Below are 16,601 nucleotides of genomic sequence, written 5' to 3' on the forward strand. Positions count from 1 at the left end.
GACAAACCGCTGCAGTTCACGCCAGCCAGTGCCACAACAGCAAGGTCCCGATCAGCCCGACTACCGACACGCTGGTCTGCAACACCGACCAGACCCAGAGCGTCTGTTTCAGTTGAAGACCGAAGTACTCACGGACCATCCAGAAGCCGGCGTCGTTGACATGGCAGAAGAACACCGAACCGGCACCGATCACCAGCGCGATCAACGACGCCTGAACCGGCGCCAGACCGGCCATCATCGGTGCGAGGCTCTTACGCAGGGTCGTGCCGACATGATGGCGAGACAGACCATTGGCCCAGCCCAGACAAACGGTTGCCGCCAATACTGCGATGCCCAACGCCACCAGCGGTTCGCCGAGAAACTTCAAGTTCAGCGCGACATTGCTTTCAGGTTCCAGGGCAACCATGACACGACTTTTGGCCGCCGGGGCTTTCTGGCTGGAGCAAAAAGCAACGCCGGATCAGGCCCGTACAAGTACCCCTCGACTGGATGCACCACCCGGCCTATATGGGTATAGTTGCCACTGCAACGAGTGTTCAGAGCATGAAGTTCGAACGACAGCATCTGCTGCTCATACGGCATTGCGTCATGCAGTATTTGATCAGAGCTGCGGTCAATCACAGGTTCACTCGACGAGAAATCAGATGACCTCATCCAGTCAGCGTCTGGCCTTGCTCGAAGCTGTTGTAGAGCAATCATTCAACGCCGTATTGATCACCGATGCCGACTTGACCGGTGGCGGCCCGTTTATTGTTTACGTCAATCCGGCGTTTTGCGCGATGACAGGTTATGCCGCAGAGGATTTGATCGGTGCGTCACCGAAGATTCTGCAGGGACCGGATACCGACCCTCAGCTCATTGCGCGAATGCGCCAGTGTTTGAGCGAAAACCTGTTCTTCGAAGGGTCGACGATCAACTACCGCGCAGACGGAAGCCCGTATGTCGTCGAGTGGAAAATCTCACCGGTACGCGACGAAGCGGGCACTGTCTGCAATTTCGTGTCGATCCAGCAAAATATCAGCCCGCGTATTCGTGCGGAACGCGAGCAGCACCTGCTGGCCCAGGCGCTGAACGCGGCGCTTGATCCGATCATCATCACCGACCGCAATTCGGTCACCGTATTTGTCAACGAAGCCTTCCAGAACATGACCGGTTACGGCGCCACCGAGATCGTCGGGCAAAACCCGGGGATGCTGCGTTCGGGCAAACACGACGAGATCTTTTACGCGCAGTTCAAAGAGACGCTGGCGAGCGGCGAGCCCTTTCGTACCACGTTCATCAACAAGCGCAAGGACGGTTCCCTTTTCTACGCAGAACACAGCATTTCCCCGCTCCGTGATCTACAGGGGAAAATAACCCATTACGTAAGCATCAGCCCGGACGTCACCACACGGATGGGGCGCGAACAGCAGTTGCTGGAGTTCGCCCACAGCGATCCGCTGACCGGACTGGACAATCGCAGGGCCGCCGAACATACGCTGGAGCGTCTGATCAATGCGACTCGCATATCGGGTCGCCCATTCAGCCTTATTATTTGCGATATCGACCACTTCAAACGAGTCAACGACCGCTACGGCCATCCTGCCGGAGACAGCGTATTGAAAAGTGTCGCGGCCATCCTCAAACATCAGGTTCGGCTGTTTGACGTCGCTGCGCGCTGGGGAGGCGAAGAGTTTCTGGTGCTTGTGGCCGACAGTTCGTTGAACCAGGCGGCCGAGCTGGCCGAGCGCTTGCGCAAAGGTGTTGCCAGTCTGGAGCTGACGGAAACAGGCTCCATCACGATGTCTCTGGGCGTCGCGGAGCTCGGCTCAGGGGAAACCGCAGCAAGCCTCATTCAGCGCGCGGACAAGGCGCTTTATCAAGCCAAGCGCCTTGGGCGTAACCGGGTAGAGCGCGCAAGCTGATCCGCCAGCTCATGCAGGGCTTTCAGGCGCGGTTGTCAGGGCCGACTGCCTTTGACCAGCGTTGGTACTCTCAACACCTTGTTCGCCGCAGTGATGTACACCCAGTGCTGTGAACCGGTCGAACAAAACGCGAGGTTACCGGTGTCTTTGGCAGCGACCAGCAATTTGCCCAGCAACTCCCCTTTGGCGGAAAACACCTGAACTCCCTCTTTGCTGCCGCTCCAGACATTGCCCTGTGCATCGACCTTGACGCCATCCGGAATACCTGGCGCGACCTCGACAAACACTCGGCCTTTGCTCAACGCGCCGTTGCTCACCTGATACACCATGATTCGATGTGCCAGCTTCGGGTTCTTGAAGTCATGTGCCTGTTGCGAATCGGCAACGTACAACAAACGCTGATCGGGTGAAAAGGCCAGTCCGTTTGGCGAATGAAGCCCTGGGGTATCAAGCCTGACCAGTTCGTCCCGCTGCGGGTCATAGCGATAGAGGTATTCACCATCCTGCTCTGGCTTTCCGCCATAACTCTCCGCCTTGTTCAGCACGCCGAAGGTCGGATCACTGAACCAGATGTTGCCGCTGTCATCGACGACAACATCGTTCGGACTGTTCAGGCGCTTGCCCTGATATTTGTCAACCAGCGTGCGCCATTGACCGTCCGCCTCTTGGCGCACGATGGCGCGTTCGCCATGGGACGCCGCGATGACGCGCCCTTCGGCATCCCGTGCATGCCCATTCTGGTAATGAGCAGGATCAAGCCAGGTGGTGACGCCGTCACCTTCTTTCCAGCTCATGACCTTGTTCGCCTTCACATCGCTCCAGATCAGTCCTCCATCTGGGAGACAGAGCGGGCCCTCTGCCCATTGCGCATCGGCGGTCAGCACCTGCGCCCTGGCACCGGGCGCGATCAGCTTCGCAAAACTGGCGCTGTTGTCCACGATCGAAATCGGCAACGCCGGCTCCGATGCCTGCGCCGCATTGGTAATCAGAAACGCACTACCCAACAGCAGTGCGGAGGTTTTTTTGCCGGGTCGACCAAAGACTCTATTCATACAGGTGTCCTGATATCAATACGCACACGCGCCATGGGTACGTTTGGCAGCAGCTTCAGGTTTGAGTTTCACGATCAGTTGTACGTTGGGCTGATCACCCACCGTGCGGCTGAGGTGCCCTACCCGATCATTGTCAGGACGCGCTCTGGCATTGCTGTCGGCGTTGAACTGCATCTCTCCCGGTCCCTGAACCAGGACCGTGCCATCGGTCGTTTCCACCGACCATTGACCCTGAAGCGTGATGACCCACTGCAGGCCCGGGGCATGATGCCAGCTGCCTACATAACCTGGTGGTAGAACGGCGTAGGCAATGCTCTCGATCTCATCGGGCGACACGCCGATCCATTGCGGCTCCGCTGGCGGTGCATAGCTTTTGAATTCAAGCCATCCGATCTGGCAGTGGCGCTGCATGCCGTGCATGTAACGACGCCGGTGAGGGCTAGGGCGAAAAGCGTTTTCATTGGTAATCCTTATTCACAAGAAACCGGGCGCAAAAAACGCTTCGGTCCTGCCACGTCGGCTCGGATCATCCGTTATTAAAGGACCCGCCATGACGGCAGGTCCTGATGACGCATTACAGTTTTGGCAACTGACCGATACGACTCATCATTTCGGTCACGACTTGCAGATCCAGCAGGAATTGCCCGGTGGTCTTGAACTCGCTGTCGGTATGCCCGGTGTATTTGACGTCCGGTCTGGCCAGACCAAACTGCACACCGTTAGGCAATTCATGAACCGAAGTAGCACCGGCCGATGTACCGAACTTGTGCTCCATACCCAGATTCTCGCTGGCGACGGCCAACAGCGCCTTGACCCATTCGCCGTCAGGATTGCGATACATAGGCTCGGCAATCGAGTAATCGAACGCTGGCTTGATAGCGGTTTTCCTGCTCCAGGCCGCCAGCTTGTCGGCGATTTCAGACTTCAGCACTTGCGGAGACTTGCCCTTTGGAACGCGCAGATTGACGGCCAGTTTGAAGACTTCGTCATCCAGCGCAACGTAGGTCAGCGATGCGGTCAGCGGGCCCATGAACGCGTCGGAGAAACCAATGCCCAGTTTGCCGCCCAGGTAATCCAGCCCCCAATTGTCCGCGGCATATCGCGCAGCATCAGTAATGTGGTTGTGCTTGAGCGGGATGTTGCCTTCCAGGCTGTTGATGAAGTCCAGCATTCGCGCAACCGGGTTGACGCCGGACTCAGGGTCGGATGAGTGGGCGGAAACCCCGGTAATCGTCAGTTTGACGTCGTTGCCCTCGACCTTGGCAGCCACCTCAAAATTGCCGCCATTACGCTTCACGTAATCAGCACCTGCCTGTTGCAGACTTGCGGCCAATTCCGCTGGCTTATCCGTCACCAGTGTGGCAACCGACTTCGACGGAATCTGGTTAGTAGCCATGCCGCCGGTCATCGAGGTAACTTCCGCGCCCTCGCCTTCAGCAGTTCTTCGGCTAAAGCTGGCCATGACGGTGCCATAGCCTTTCTCGGCGATGACAACCGGATAGTTGCCGTCCAGCGCCAGATTGTAGTTGGGCGTCGGATTGCGTTCGAAGTAGTAAGGTATGGCGTCGCCAGCGGTTTCTTCAGTCGTGTCTATCAGCAACTTGAAGTTTCTGGCCAGCGGCAGCTTCTCTTCCTTGATCACCTTCATGGCATACAGCGATACCACGATGCCGTTCTTGTCATCCTCGGTACCACGGCCGTACATACGGTCACCGATCAATGTGACCTTGAACGGGTCCAGTTTTGTGCCATCCGGCAGAACCCAGTTTTCCGGCGTGACAGGCACCACATCGGCATGAACATGAATGCCCACAACTTCATCACCGGCACCCTCCAGCGATATTTCGTAGACGCGGTTATCGACGTTACGGAACTTCAGGTTGAAGCTTTCGGCAAGACTCTTGATCTTGTCGGCGATCTTGATGAATTCCGGGTTGTCATGCTGCGCAACGCCCTCCACCCGAACGGTTGGTATAGCCACCAGCTCGCGCAAGGTTTCGGTTGCCGCACTGCCGTATTTCATCCGGGTATAAAGACCGAGCAAACGATAGACCTCGTTTTGCTGTTCTGCGGAAAGCTTTTTGTTATCGAGAAACGCCTCGATCACAGGCTTCAGGTGTGCGCTAACGGCGACATCGCTTTTACCCAGACCTGACAGGAACTGCCTGAAATCGGTCAGCGATGTATCACTGAATGTCTTGAGAATTGCCGCGCTCTGTTGCTCGGTGATATTGGCATGCGCAGCGCCGGTAAACGCTGAAAGGCTGGCCAGCATCAGCGTCGTCGCGGCGAGTTTTTTAAGTGCAAAGTTCATTGTAGCGAGCATTCCCTGGCGAGAGTCTTGAAGAAATCTGATCGTTTGATCAGGAAGCCTTCAAACTTACACCACGAAACAATGATGCGGAAAGCCCGTGTTGAAATCCTGCGCGCCTCTATTCAGCCAATGACTTCAATAACGTGTGACGACGCCCATTTGCATCATTAAGACGCGCTCAAGAAGAACTGAGCCTGCCCACACCGTGTTGAGGTGCGGGCAGAACACATCAGATCACCCCGCAAGCTGCGCGATCACCACCACCGCCCAGCGGCTTGGGCATATCGGCGTGGTTATCACCGCCCGCGTGGACCATCAGCGCGTGGCCTTTGATTTCGGACAGTTTCTTCAGGCGCGGTGCCAGTACCGGATAGTCCGCCTTGCCGTCGGCCGTGACATAAAGGGCAGGCAGGTCACCCAAATGGCCATCTGCGTAAGGGCCGAGGTGTTTGCCGGTCTTGGCTGGGTCGAAGTGCCCGCCTGCGGCCAGCGCTGCAACCTTGACGCCGTCCTTGGTGCCCGCTTCGCAGCTGCCGTTTTCATGCACATGAAAACCATGGATGCCCGCAGGCAGACCGGTCAGTTTCGGGGTAAACAGCAAACCGTATTCGGTTTCGCTGACAGTCACGCTGCCGATGGATTTGGGCGCGCCGTCGGCGCTGACCATATCGATAGGCACGTCCAGCGATGCCGCCTGCGCACTGATGGAAAAAGCGCCGAGCAGGCCCAGCCATAGATGAGTTTTCATAGGTTTCGATGCGTCCCTGTTCCGGTAATCAGATTGAACGTCGCCTTGGCAGCGTAAATGGGCGCGCCGCACAACGTCCGCGATGTCACAGGGGATGTGACCACGGCCAGCCGGTTTTTGGTGCAAAAGAATGCGAGCGAATCGCGAGGGGAATTGATTCAAAACGTCACAACCGGGATGCCGACACAAGTGTCGACACCCCGGCGAAACAGCGACTCAAGAAGCGGGAATCAGATATCCAGGCAGATCTTGCCGAAGTGCTGATTGGTTTCCTGATACTTGAACGCGGCAACGATGTCGGTCATCGGGAACGAACGGTCCATGACCGGACGCATGCCGTTGGCGTCGATGGCGCGGATCATGTCCTGTTGCTGGGTGCGGCTGCCGACCAGCACGCCCTGCATGCGCAGTTGCTTGACCAGCGCCGGAACGAATTCCAGTTGACCGGCGACACCGCTCAGAATGCCGATGACCGAAATGTGGCCGGCCACTCGTGCAGCGTTCATGGAGTGCTGCAGGGTCGATGGGCCGCCGACGTCGATAATATGGTCAACACCGCGCCCGCCGGTCAGCTTGCGGGCAGTCTCACCCCAGTTGCTGTCCTTGCGGTAGTTGATCAGATGGTCAGCACCCATGGCCTGCAGACGCTCCAGTTTTTCATCACTGGATGAGGTGGCGATCACCGTAGCGCCTACCATCTTGGCGAACTGCAAGGCGAAGATCGATACGCCGCCGGTGCCTTGTACCAGCACGGTATCACCGGCTTTCAGCGAGTCATCGACCATCAGTGCGCGCCAGGCAGTAAGGCCCGCAGTGGTCAGGGTAGAGGCCTCGGCATGGCTGTAGCCCACAGGCGCACGGGTAAACGAAGTTGCGCGGGCAGTGACCTGCTCACGCGCATAGCCATCGACGCCATCCCCGGGCACCGTAACAAAGCCTTCAACCAGCGGCTCACCGCTGATCCACTCAGGGAAGAACGTGCTGACCACGGAATCGCCAACCTTGAACTCGCTGACGCCCTCGCCTACGGCTGTGACAACACCTGCGCCATCGGCCATGGGAATGCGCTTTTCAGTCGGCGCCCACATGCCGGTGACAACGGCGAAGTCATGATAGTTGAGCGAGTTGGCATGCAGACGCACGGTGATTTCACCGGCTTTTGGTGCCAGTACGTCGCTTTCGCCAACGCTGACCTGATCGTAGCCGCCGCCGGCCTGCACGTAGATGGTGGTATTGCTCATGATCTATCTCCTATCAATTCAACATTACGCAAAATGACGAAATGTATAACTAAAACGTTAGAGCTCTTTCTTGAGCCGATCAGCAAACCGGTCGATGGCCAGTTCGTCACGACGGAAGTAAGTCCACTTGCCTATTCTGGTCGCCTGAACCAGCCCGGCGCGTTGCAGGATAGCCAGATGCGCAGACGCGGTGGACGCCGACAGGTTGGCCTTGGCCTGAATGTGCGACACGCACACGCCTATCGCCGGATCACCGTGGTCCTGGGGAGGGAAATGGGCTTGCGGGTCTTTCAGCCACTCCATGATCAACATGCGAGTGTCATTACCGACCGCTTTGATTTGCTCAAGAATCATGGGGATCAACATTACGCTTTTTTACGAAATGTTCAACCCTTTATTTGAAAACTACAGCTGGCACAGCGCTTGATTGCCGCTTCACATCGGCATGCCAAATAACGCACTCTGTCGACACTTATAAAATCAAATGCACAGTCGCGAGCACCCCGCCTCATGATCAATCTGAAATACAGCGTAATGACCGCCCTGCTGCTGGGCATGACAGGCATGGCTCAGGCTCAGGAATCAACCTCGCATCTGGACAAGGTTTTGCAGACAGGCCAATTGGCGGTCTGTACCACGGGCGATTACAAACCCTATACGCTGCTGCGTGAAGACGGTGAATACGAGGGGATCGACATCACCCTCGCCCGCTCGCTGGCGAAGAGCCTGGGGGTAACCGTGCAGTGGGTGCCTACAACCTGGAAGAACCTGATGCCGGACATGGTGGCCGGGAAATGCGACATCGGCATGGGCGGTATCTCGGTCAGCCTGGAGCGGCAGAAGAAAGCCTTTTTCAGCAGCACGCTGGACATCGACGGCAAAATCCCGCTGGTGCGTTGCGAGGATCAAGCCCTGTATGAAACCGTCGAGCAGCTTAACCAGCCTTCCGTGCGCCTGATCGAGCCTGCCGGTGGCACTAATGAGGCGTTCGCCCGCGCCCATCTGCCGAAAGCATCCCTGGCCTTTCACGACAACAAGACCATCTTTCAGGAGTTGCTGGACAAGAAAGCTGACGTAATGATCACGGATGCTTCCGAAGCGCTCTATCAACAGAAGCGCATGCCGGGCCTGTGTGCCGTTAACCCGACCCGCTACATGCAATACGGTGAAAAAGCCTATTTATTGCCACGCGACGATGTCGCCTGGAAAGGTTATGTCGATCAGTGGCTGCACCTGAGCAAGGCCACCGGCGAGTATCAGCAGGCGCTGAGCGAGTGGCTGGCAGTACCCGCCGAATAAGCTGTTCAAATGAACGACGGGATCGGTAGGCCGATCCCGTTGAGCAATGGTTGCAAGGCGTGTCCGGGTGAAATAGCGTGTTGCAGGATTATTCCTGGAAGGCAGACAAAGAGCATGAAGCCCAACAAGCCCATCACCCGCGCATTCTGCGTTGAATTGCAGCAAGAGCTGTCGATTGCCGCTGCCCGACGCGAATACTTTTCCCAGGAGCCACCACGCACACGCTTCGAGTTTCTCTGCTCGAACGAGGCCTGTCGGACGCTGGGGGCCAAAGTGACGGGCGTGCGCTACGACGTGAAGCCTCAGGACAACCCGACCTTCGTCGCCGCGCACTTCCGTGCCAATCCGCATTACGAGCACCATCCGGGCTGTGAATGGGTGGACGAGGACGCAGACGAAAAAAGCCCGGACCCCATCGAAGAAACCGATATCCAGACGCGCCTGCGCAAGGCCAAGCGCAAACTGGATGATTACATCGACGTTTTCGACCCGACGCTCAAGGAGCCGACCAAGGAAAAGTCCGGCCCGGAAAAGGCAGGCACCCCGGAGCAACGTCCACCCGCTGCCAATCCGCCAATAGAACCTGCCACGCCGAAGGTGCCCCGTTTCAGCGAGACCCGCACCAATAACCTGGAACGGTTGGTGGACAGCTATCGCCAGGCCAAAGCAGAACTGTCGCTAGAAGACTTCAAGCTGCTGAAACTGAAGATTCCCGGCCAGGGTGAAGTCTCCTTACGCTCGTATTTTCGCCATATCAAATACACGCAGCCGGGTGACAACGGCCGCGTCCTGTTCGGCGGCGGCCTGGTGGAGCAGCGTTACGGGCTGGGGTTCAAGTTCAAGTTCTTCGACCGACTGGAAGGCAAACTGGTGACGCTGTACGTATCACCCGCGCAAATGCAGGCTTATCGTTCAAGCCGTTACATCAGTGAACTGTTGAGCCATGCGCAAGCGGTGAGATTCTTTACGGTGTACGCGCTGGGTACGCTTACTCAAAGCCCGTCGGGCAAGAGCTACAGCCTGGAAGTCGATGACTTGCGGCATCTGGCGATTGTGCTGGGGCCTGCGAAAGAGCCGGCGGAGGAAGAAACAGTGCCTGCGCCCTGAAGGGGTGACGCAGAGCATCGGCACGAAGTTACATCTCGTGCCTCACGCTCTGCGCTGAGCCCGTCAGGTCAGACCTTGACGATCCAGCCTGCTGGTGGCTCGATGTCACCGGCCTGAACGCCGGTCAGTTCCTTGTACAGACGCTGAGTCACCGGGCCGACTTCGGTCTGGCTGTAGAACACATGCAGGTTGTCCTGGTAGGAAATTCCGCCGATCGGTGTGATTACCGCCGCAGTGCCGCAAGCGCCCGCTTCCTTGAAGGTATCGAGCTGGTCAATGAACACATCGCCCTCTTCGACCGTCAGGCCCAGACGGGATTTAGCCAGTTCGATCAGAGACAGACGCGTGATGCCCGGCAGCACGGATGGCGACTTGGGCGTCAGGAACACATCGTCCCGAGTGATGGCAAAGAAGTTGGCCGAACCCACTTCCTCGATCTTCGAATGGGTTTGCGGATCAAGGTAGATGCAATCCGCGAAGCTGTGTTTCTTGGCCTCGGAGCCAGGCATCAGGCTGGCAGCGTAGTTGCCGCCGACCTTGGCAGCGCCGGTACCGTTTGGCGCAGCGCGGTCATAACCGGAAATCACGAAGTTGTTCGGCTTCAGGCCGCCCTTGAAATAGGCACCAACCGGAATGCAGAAGATCGAGAAGATAAACTCGGGGGCCGTTCGCACGCCGATGTTGTCGCCGACACCGATCACAAACGGACGCAAGTACAACGCACCGCCGGAGCCATAAGGCGGGATGAAGCGTTCGTTGGCTTTGACGACCTGCTTGCAGGCCTCGATGAACACATCAGTTGGCACGTGCGGCATCAACAGCCGAGAACAGCTGCGCTGCATGCGCTCAGCGTTCTGATCAGGACGGAACAGGTTGATCGAACCATCTTTGCAGCGATAGGCTTTCAGGCCCTCGAAACACTGCTGACCGTAGTGCAACGCGGTAGACCCCTCGCTGATGTGCAGCGTGTTGTCTTCGGTCAACGAACCTTGATCCCAGGCACCGTCGCGCCAGTGAGAGAGGTAACGCTTGTCGGTCTTGATATAGTCGAAACCCAGAGTGTCCCAGTTGATGCTTTCTTGACTCATAACGCCCTCTATCATTTTAGCGACTGCCTGGACGAGTCAGGCCAATGCCATATTCTGCCAGATCATTCGGAGCCTGAGGTTTGAAATAATTGCAAACTGACATGGCGTTTCTGAAGCAGGCCCAAAGGCAGGCGCGGCATGAGCCCAGTGGTCACTGAGTCTGGAGCGGTGGCGATACATGACGCTGGCGGATGTAGTCAATAAACGCATCCATATCCGAACTGCACAATGTTCGTGCAACGGACTTGACCTCTTCGACGGGCCAGTCCCACCACGCCGCCTGAAGCAGCAACTGACGAATATCCTCGTCGAACCGCCAGCGGATGAATTTGCAGGGATTGCCGCCCACCACTGAATAGGGGGCCACGTCCCGAACCACCATTGCACCGGCCGCGACAATGGCTCCATGGCCGATGGTGACACCCGACACAATGGTTGCATTGGCACAAATCCAACAGTCGCTACCGATCACCACATCGCCCTTGCTGGGCGCGTAATCCAGAATATCCGCGACTTGCTCAACCATCGCCGGGAACGGATAAGTCGTAATCCAGTCAGTACGATGCTCACCACCCAGTAGAATTTTTACCCCCTCCGCGATGGAGGTGTAAGCACCGACCCTGAGCACCGAGTCGTCACCAAAGTCGACAATATCCGGAATACCATAAGTCCCCACGCCTACCTGTGCACGCGGGTATTTCAACCTGATTTTTTCAGCATGTCTGTCAAGCTTGTCCATTTTGCGCAATTGCTTGCGCACTTTCCTTGTTTTCAGAAGCTCTAAAAATTTCATGGTTACCTTGGATCAGATCAATTTCCGAACAGACTGGACGCGCTTACCGATAGCTCAGGAGCAGGCGTTTGCAGCGACGCAAGGTTGTCCGATCGACGTACTTGAACGGGATAGAGAGCAGCAGGTTCCAGGCGTATCGCTTGTCTGCAACTGCTGCGTATTTCAAAGCCTTGTTGATGAGCACAGTCCGCCCCCGCTGATACTCGCGGTGATTGCGGTAAGGCTCGATGCTCTTCAGATCGGCCTCGAGCAGAATCTTGTACTTGCGTGAAAGGTTGTCCGGGTGCCGACGGTAGCGCGTCACTACCTCGGGCAGAACATGAATCTCGTAGCCCAGGGAAGTAATTCTCAGCGTCGCCTGAAAATCCTGAACCTTTATTTCCGGATCATAACCATTGGCCTCTCGCATGGCTTGCATCCGGTAAAGAGCGACTGGCGCCCCGACAACGACTGCACCACGCAGCACATCGTCGAATGTCAGCCGTTCGATGTAGTCGCGCGACTGGCATTTGGTCTGGTTACCGTCACAGTCCATGTAACTGACAAGCGCACCGACGCAACCCAATTCGGGATGCTGATCCAGGTACTCGGCACGAATACGCACCGAAGAAGGCAGCATGATGTCATCAAGATCCGGAGTGGCGAGGTAGGTACCCTTCGCATAACGGAGCCCATGATTGAGGGCGGCGCTGACGCCTTGATTGGCTTGGCGGTAGAGCTGAAAAGGATAGCGCTCCTGCAGCGACTCCAGCATCGCAATGCTGTTGTCAGTGGAGCCATCGTCGATAATGATGACCTCAAAATTCTCGTAATCCTGAGCAAAGATGCTATGAATTGCCGCTTCGAGAAAGCGCTCAGCGTTGTAGCAAGGAGCCAGGATGGAAACCAGAGGCTTGGGCTTGAGAGCCTGACTTGCTGGAAAAGTCATAGGTGACTGCCGTAATAAAGATCGGCCCTGAAGGGCGGGAACCAGATACTCACAAGAGATTGTGTAGACAACGGTACATGATGCTGCAACTGCACACATTTTTCCATGCACCGACTCTTTCATCCTCCAAAGAGGCGTGTATGCAGTATCCCGATAGCCTTCTGCCTCCTCGCTCGACAGGGTGAATACACATAAAAAAACCCCATTCTTCGCAGAACGGGGTTTGGGTATTGCGCATCAGGTTGAATCAGAAGGCGTAAGTCACCAACAATTCTTTTGTCACCTGAAAGTCCACAGACATCATTACGCTCAGTGCGGTGATGGTGAAAATGGAGAACACGAACAGCTTGCGAGCCCAGACTGTATCGTCTACGGCCTTGTAACCTTTCCAGGCCATGTACAACCAGTACATGCCCATACCCGCCGCGACAGCGAGGTAGTTCAGACCCGCGTAACCGCCTACGGTCAACATCAGGGTCGCTACAAGGAACGCCAGAATGTAGAGCAGGATGTGACGCTTGGTGACCAGAATGCCGCGCTTGACCGGCAAAACCGGAATCTTCGCTGCACTGTAGTCGTTGAAACGGAAAATCGCGATCGCATACGAATGCGGCATTTGCCAAAGGCTGAACATCACCAGTAGCGTCAGGGCCGCGAAATCGAAGCTGTTGCTCACTGCGCAGTAGCCAATGACCGGAGGCATGGCCCCCGACAGACTACCGACCAGCGTGCCGTGAACGGATCTGCGTTTCAGGTACAGGCTATAGAAACCGACGTAGATCACAAACCCGATCACTGCGAATAATGCAGCCAGTGGATTGGCCTCGGTGTACAGCAGGGCAACCCCTGCAACACCCAGTATGGTCGCGTAGAGCAGGGCCAGCCTCAATGAAACCAGACCCTGCACCAGAACCCGGTTACGGGTCCTTTCCATTCGCTGATCGATATCACGATCGATGCAGTTATTGAACACACAACCTGACGCAACGACCAGGGAAGTACCGATGATTGCGGCCAAAAACACGCCGAAGTCGATATTCCCCTTGGAAGCCAGAAAAAAGCCACCTGCCACCGAAAGCACGTTACCGAAAATGATCCCCGGCTTGGTGATTTGGATAAAGTGCTTCAGTGACATCTGGTATTCCTCAATGCGCCATCATTTCGCGGTGGACGCTGAAAATAATCCACAACGACAAGCCGACCAGCAGAACGATAACCATCGTGGTAAAGGCGAAGGCCATCACGTTGTTGCGCTGCACACTCGTGAAATCCAGGTGCAGGAAGTAATGCAGATGCACCAGGATCTGGATGATCGCGAAGACCAGAACGATCGCAATCGTCATGTCCTTCGGCAACGAAGGCGACATCACCAGAGCAAACGGAATGGCAGTCAGAATGACCGACAGTACGAAGCCGATGATGTACGACTTGACAGAGCCGTGACTATTGTCTTCAGCGGAGTGATGTGAATTCGACATTACAAAGCTCCCATCAGATAGACAACGGTGAACACGCCGATCCAGACAACGTCCAGGAAGTGCCAGAACAGACTCAAGCAGCTCAGACGGGTCTTGTTGGTGTTGGTCAGGCCCTTTTTCTGGACCTGGAACATCATGATCGTCATCCAGATCAGGCCGCTTGTCACGTGGACGCCGTGCAGGCCGACCAGTGCAAAGAACGCCGACAGGAAGCCGCTACGGTTAGGGCCGAAGCCCTCTTCGATCAGGTGATGGAACTCATAAACTTCCATGCCGATAAAGGCTGCACCGCACAGGAAGGTCAGAGCCAGCCAGCCCAGAACCTGGCTTTTCTTGCCCTTGTACAGCGCCAGCATGGCAAAGCCATAAGTAATACTACTGACCAGCAGGAACGCGGTTTCCACAGCCACGAATGGCAGCAGGAAAATGTCCTGGCCCGACGGGCCGCCCGCGACACTGTTGACCATCACGGCGTACACCGCGAAGAACGAGGCGAACAACACGCAGTCGGTCATCAGGTACAGCCAGAAGCCGTAAACCGTCATGCCACCGCTGTCGTGGTGATCGTCATGCCCATGATCATGGTCGTGACCGTGATCGTGGGCTCCGGAGTTGATAGCAATATTTGACATATTTAAACCTGTTCCAGCGAAGACTTGACAGGAGTGTATGCACCGTTGGCCGCCAGGACCTTGTGGTGCTCACCTTCAATGCGCGCTACTTCTTCGGCAGGCACCATGTAGCCCTGGTCGTCACGCACCGCGTGAGCAACGAAGACAGCGATGGTTGCAACCAGGCTCGCGCCCACCAGCCACCAGATGTGCCAGATGAATGCAAAGCCGAACACCGTCAACAGCATCCCCATGTACAGGCCAGTGGCCGTGTTGTTGGGCATGTGGATCGACGTGTAGCGAGCAGGGACCTGATAAGCGGTACCAGCACGTTTCGCGTCGGTGAACGGGTCTACGTCGTCCGCCTTTGGCAGTTCGGCAAAGTTGTAGAACGGTGGCGGCGAAGAAGTGGACCATTCCAGAGTATGGCCATTCCATGGGTCACCGGTCAGATCGCGGTTGCTGTCGCGGTCACGGATACTTACGAACAGCTGGATCAGCTGCGACGCGATACCCATGGCAATCAGCACGGCACCGAACAGCGCGACGTCCAGATAGATGTTCCACTCTGGCATGTCGGTTGCGTTCAGGCGGCGGGTCATACCCAGGAAGCCCAGCGCGTAGAGCGGCATGAATGCGACGAAGAAACCGACGATCCAGAACCAGAACGCTGCCTTGCCCCACTTCTCGTTCAGGGTGAAACCGAACGCTTTAGGGAACCAGAACGCGAAGCCGGCGATGTAACCGAATACCGCACCGCCGATGATGACGTTGTGGAAGTGAGCGATTACGAACAGGCTGTTGTGCAGTACGAAGTCAGCACCTGGAATCGCCAACAGAACGCCGGTCATGCCGCCGATCGAGAAGGTGACCATGAAGCCCAGGGTCCAGAGTACCGGCGCGGTGAAGCGCAGACGGCCCTGGTACATGGTGAACAGCCAGTTGAACAGCTTCACACCCGTCGGGATCGCAATGAGCATCGTCGCCAGGCCGAAGAAGGCGTTGACGTTGGCACCCGCACCCATGGTGAAGAAGTGGTGCAGCCAGACCATGAAGCCCAGGATACAAATCGCGCCAGAGGCGAAGATCATCGACTTGTGGCCGAACAGACGCTTGCCCGAGAACGTCGAGATGACTTCCGAGAACACACCGAAAGCCGGCAGGATCAGGATGTACACCTCAGGGTGGCCCCACGCCCAGAACAGGTTCACGTACATCATGGGGTTACCGCCCATTTCGTTCGTGAAAATGTGGAAGTCCATGTAGCGGTCAAGGGTCAGCAGCGCGAGGGTGGCAGTCAGGATCGGGAACGAAGCCACGATCAGGATGTTTGCCCAGGTGCAGGTCCAGGTGAAGATCGGCATGTCCATCAGTTTCATGCCAGGGGTACGCATTTTCAGCACGGTCACGAGGAAGTTGACCCCCGTCAGCGTCGTACCTAATCCGGACAGCTGTAGCGCCCAGATGTAGTAGTCGACCCCCACGCCAGGACTGTATTGCAACCCGGAGAGAGGTGGGTACGCGACCCAGCCGGTCTTGGCGAACTCACCGACACCCAGAGACAGGTTGATCAGCAGCATGCCTGCAACCAACAGCCAGAAGCTCAGGGAGTTCAGGAACGGGAACGCCACGTCGCGAGCGCCGATCTGCAGAGGCAGAACGATGTTCATCAGACCCGTGAAGAACGGCATCGCCATGAAGATGATCATGATCACACCGTGAGCGGTGAAGATCTGGTCATAGTGTTCCGGCGGGAGGAACCCTTCGGAACCGTTCTGGGCCATCGCCAGTTGGGTACGCATCATGATTGCGTCGGCAAAACCGCGCAGCAGCATGACCATGGCAACGACGATGTACATCACGCCGATTTTTTTGTGGTCGACAGAGGTCAGCCACTCAGACCACAAGTACGTCCACTTGCGGAAATAGGTGATCAACCCGACAACCGCAATGCCGCCGAGCGCGATCATGGCAAGTGTCACCATGACTATCGGCTCGTGGAACGGCACCGCTTCCAGACTTAATTTGCCAAACATCG

15 protein-coding genes and 2 pseudogenes are annotated in these 16,601 nt (G+C 56.6%); 3 read left to right on the forward strand and 14 right to left on the reverse strand.

Going from position 1 to position 16,601, the window contains the following annotated elements; translation table 11 throughout:
* Positions 1-16: 16 nt before the first annotated feature.
* Positions 17-403 (reverse strand): annotated as a pseudogene (locus N018_RS19420) (GntT/GntP/DsdX family permease); the annotation flags it as partial.
* 241 nt (positions 404-644) lie between these two features.
* On the opposite strand from N018_RS19420, the gene N018_RS19425 reads away from it, so the two are divergent.
* Complete coding sequence (locus tag N018_RS19425) at positions 645-1,904, forward strand: sensor domain-containing diguanylate cyclase (protein WP_025390517.1); 1,260 nt, start codon at positions 645-647, stop codon at positions 1,902-1,904.
* Between the two features lie 35 nt (positions 1,905-1,939).
* Here the strand turns inward: N018_RS19425 and N018_RS19430 are convergent, their stop codons facing one another.
* The 6 genes and pseudogenes from N018_RS19430 to N018_RS19455 all read right to left on the reverse strand — a co-directional run bounded on the left by N018_RS19430 (position 1,940) and on the right by N018_RS19455 (position 7,625).
* Positions 1,940-2,956, reverse strand: a complete 1,017-nt coding sequence (locus tag N018_RS19430; RefSeq protein ID WP_051476179.1) for an SMP-30/gluconolactonase/LRE family protein — start codon at positions 2,954-2,956, stop codon at positions 1,940-1,942.
* Between the two features lie 15 nt (positions 2,957-2,971).
* Positions 2,972-3,358, reverse strand: a pseudogene (locus tag N018_RS19435) (hypothetical protein); the annotation flags it as partial.
* Between the two features lie 172 nt (positions 3,359-3,530).
* Positions 3,531-5,270, reverse strand: a complete 1,740-nt coding sequence (locus N018_RS19440; RefSeq protein WP_025390520.1) for a dipeptidase — start codon at positions 5,268-5,270, stop codon at positions 3,531-3,533.
* 229 nt (positions 5,271-5,499) lie between these two features.
* The gene (gene sodC, locus N018_RS19445; protein WP_025390521.1) at positions 5,500-6,018 is read right to left on the reverse strand and encodes a superoxide dismutase family protein; all 519 of its coding nucleotides are present in this window, start codon (positions 6,016-6,018) and stop codon (positions 5,500-5,502) included.
* A gap of 230 nt (positions 6,019-6,248) precedes the next feature.
* Positions 6,249-7,259 carry a zinc-dependent alcohol dehydrogenase family protein gene (locus N018_RS19450; protein WP_025390522.1) on the reverse strand — a complete coding sequence of 337 codons (1,011 nt, stop codon included), beginning with the start codon at positions 7,257-7,259 and terminating at the stop codon, positions 6,249-6,251.
* Between the two features lie 57 nt (positions 7,260-7,316).
* A complete protein-coding gene (locus N018_RS19455) occupies positions 7,317-7,625 on the reverse strand; it encodes an ArsR/SmtB family transcription factor (RefSeq protein WP_080274876.1) in 309 nt (102 codons plus the stop codon).
* Between the two features lie 144 nt (positions 7,626-7,769).
* Between N018_RS19455 and N018_RS19460 the strand changes: the two genes are divergently transcribed.
* Complete coding sequence (locus N018_RS19460; protein WP_024643955.1) at positions 7,770-8,558, forward strand: transporter substrate-binding domain-containing protein; 789 nt, start codon at positions 7,770-7,772, stop codon at positions 8,556-8,558.
* A 114-nt stretch (positions 8,559-8,672) separates the two neighbouring features.
* Positions 8,673-9,665 (forward strand): hypothetical protein, encoded by a 993-nt coding sequence (locus N018_RS19465; RefSeq protein WP_025390523.1) that lies wholly within the window; start codon positions 8,673-8,675, stop codon positions 9,663-9,665.
* 68 nt (positions 9,666-9,733) lie between these two features.
* Here N018_RS19465 and N018_RS19470 read toward each other — a convergent pair whose 3' ends face one another.
* The 7 genes from N018_RS19470 to cyoB form a co-directional block, all read right to left on the reverse strand.
* Positions 9,734-10,753 carry a branched-chain amino acid aminotransferase gene (locus N018_RS19470; RefSeq protein ID WP_025390524.1) on the reverse strand — a complete coding sequence of 340 codons (1,020 nt, stop codon included), beginning with the start codon at positions 10,751-10,753 and terminating at the stop codon, positions 9,734-9,736.
* Positions 10,754-10,904: 151 nt separating this feature from the next.
* Positions 10,905-11,546 carry a CatB-related O-acetyltransferase gene (locus N018_RS19475; RefSeq protein ID WP_024643952.1) on the reverse strand — a complete coding sequence of 214 codons (642 nt, stop codon included), beginning with the start codon at positions 11,544-11,546 and terminating at the stop codon, positions 10,905-10,907.
* 43 nt (positions 11,547-11,589) lie between these two features.
* Positions 11,590-12,474 carry a glycosyltransferase family 2 protein gene (locus N018_RS19480; RefSeq protein WP_025390525.1) on the reverse strand — a complete coding sequence of 295 codons (885 nt, stop codon included), beginning with the start codon at positions 12,472-12,474 and terminating at the stop codon, positions 11,590-11,592.
* A gap of 247 nt (positions 12,475-12,721) precedes the next feature.
* Positions 12,722-13,609 (reverse strand): heme o synthase, encoded by an 888-nt coding sequence (cyoE, locus tag N018_RS19485; protein WP_024643950.1) that lies wholly within the window; start codon positions 13,607-13,609, stop codon positions 12,722-12,724.
* 10 nt (positions 13,610-13,619) lie between these two features.
* On the reverse strand, positions 13,620-13,952 hold the full coding sequence (cyoD, locus tag N018_RS19490) for a cytochrome o ubiquinol oxidase subunit IV (protein ID WP_024643949.1): 333 nt from the start codon (positions 13,950-13,952) through the stop codon (positions 13,620-13,622).
* Positions 13,952-14,584 carry a cytochrome o ubiquinol oxidase subunit III gene (locus tag N018_RS19495; protein WP_024643948.1) on the reverse strand — a complete coding sequence of 211 codons (633 nt, stop codon included), beginning with the start codon at positions 14,582-14,584 and terminating at the stop codon, positions 13,952-13,954. Before N018_RS19495 ends, cyoD begins: the two co-directional genes overlap by 1 nt.
* A 2-nt stretch (positions 14,585-14,586) precedes the next feature.
* Positions 14,587-16,599: a cytochrome o ubiquinol oxidase subunit I gene (gene cyoB, locus N018_RS19500; protein WP_024643947.1), complete on the reverse strand. Its 2,013-nt coding sequence runs from the start codon at positions 16,597-16,599 to the stop codon at positions 14,587-14,589.
* Positions 16,600-16,601: the final 2 nt, after the last annotated feature.

The organism is Pseudomonas syringae CC1557, from assembly GCF_000452705.1.
In the GTDB taxonomy this organism is placed as follows: Bacteria; Pseudomonadota; Gammaproteobacteria; order Pseudomonadales; family Pseudomonadaceae; genus Aquipseudomonas; species Aquipseudomonas syringae_F.

Coding starts and splice junctions, on each gene's coding strand:
- N018_RS19425 (WP_025390517.1), top strand. CDS start 645: ATGACCTCATCCAGTCAGCGTCTGGCCTTGCTCGAAGCTGTTGTAGAG.
- N018_RS19430 (WP_051476179.1), bottom strand. CDS start 2,956: ATGAATAGAGTCTTTGGTCGACCCGGCAAAAAAACCTCCGCACTGCTG.
- N018_RS19440 (WP_025390520.1), bottom strand. CDS start 5,270: ATGAACTTTGCACTTAAAAAACTCGCCGCGACGACGCTGATGCTGGCC.
- sodC (WP_025390521.1), bottom strand. CDS start 6,018: ATGAAAACTCATCTATGGCTGGGCCTGCTCGGCGCTTTTTCCATCAGT.
- N018_RS19450 (WP_025390522.1), bottom strand. CDS start 7,259: ATGAGCAATACCACCATCTACGTGCAGGCCGGCGGCGGCTACGATCAG.
- N018_RS19455 (WP_080274876.1), bottom strand. CDS start 7,625: ATGTTGATCCCCATGATTCTTGAGCAAATCAAAGCGGTCGGTAATGAC.
- N018_RS19460 (WP_024643955.1), top strand. CDS start 7,770: ATGATCAATCTGAAATACAGCGTAATGACCGCCCTGCTGCTGGGCATG.
- N018_RS19465 (WP_025390523.1), top strand. CDS start 8,673: ATGAAGCCCAACAAGCCCATCACCCGCGCATTCTGCGTTGAATTGCAG.
- N018_RS19470 (WP_025390524.1), bottom strand. CDS start 10,753: ATGAGTCAAGAAAGCATCAACTGGGACACTCTGGGTTTCGACTATATC.
- N018_RS19475 (WP_024643952.1), bottom strand. CDS start 11,546: ATGAAATTTTTAGAGCTTCTGAAAACAAGGAAAGTGCGCAAGCAATTG.
- N018_RS19480 (WP_025390525.1), bottom strand. CDS start 12,474: ATGACTTTTCCAGCAAGTCAGGCTCTCAAGCCCAAGCCTCTGGTTTCC.
- cyoE (WP_024643950.1), bottom strand. CDS start 13,609: ATGTCACTGAAGCACTTTATCCAAATCACCAAGCCGGGGATCATTTTC.
- cyoD (WP_024643949.1), bottom strand. CDS start 13,952: ATGTCGAATTCACATCACTCCGCTGAAGACAATAGTCACGGCTCTGTC.
- N018_RS19495 (WP_024643948.1), bottom strand. CDS start 14,584: ATGTCAAATATTGCTATCAACTCCGGAGCCCACGATCACGGTCACGAC.
- cyoB (WP_024643947.1), bottom strand. CDS start 16,599: ATGTTTGGCAAATTAAGTCTGGAAGCGGTGCCGTTCCACGAGCCGATA.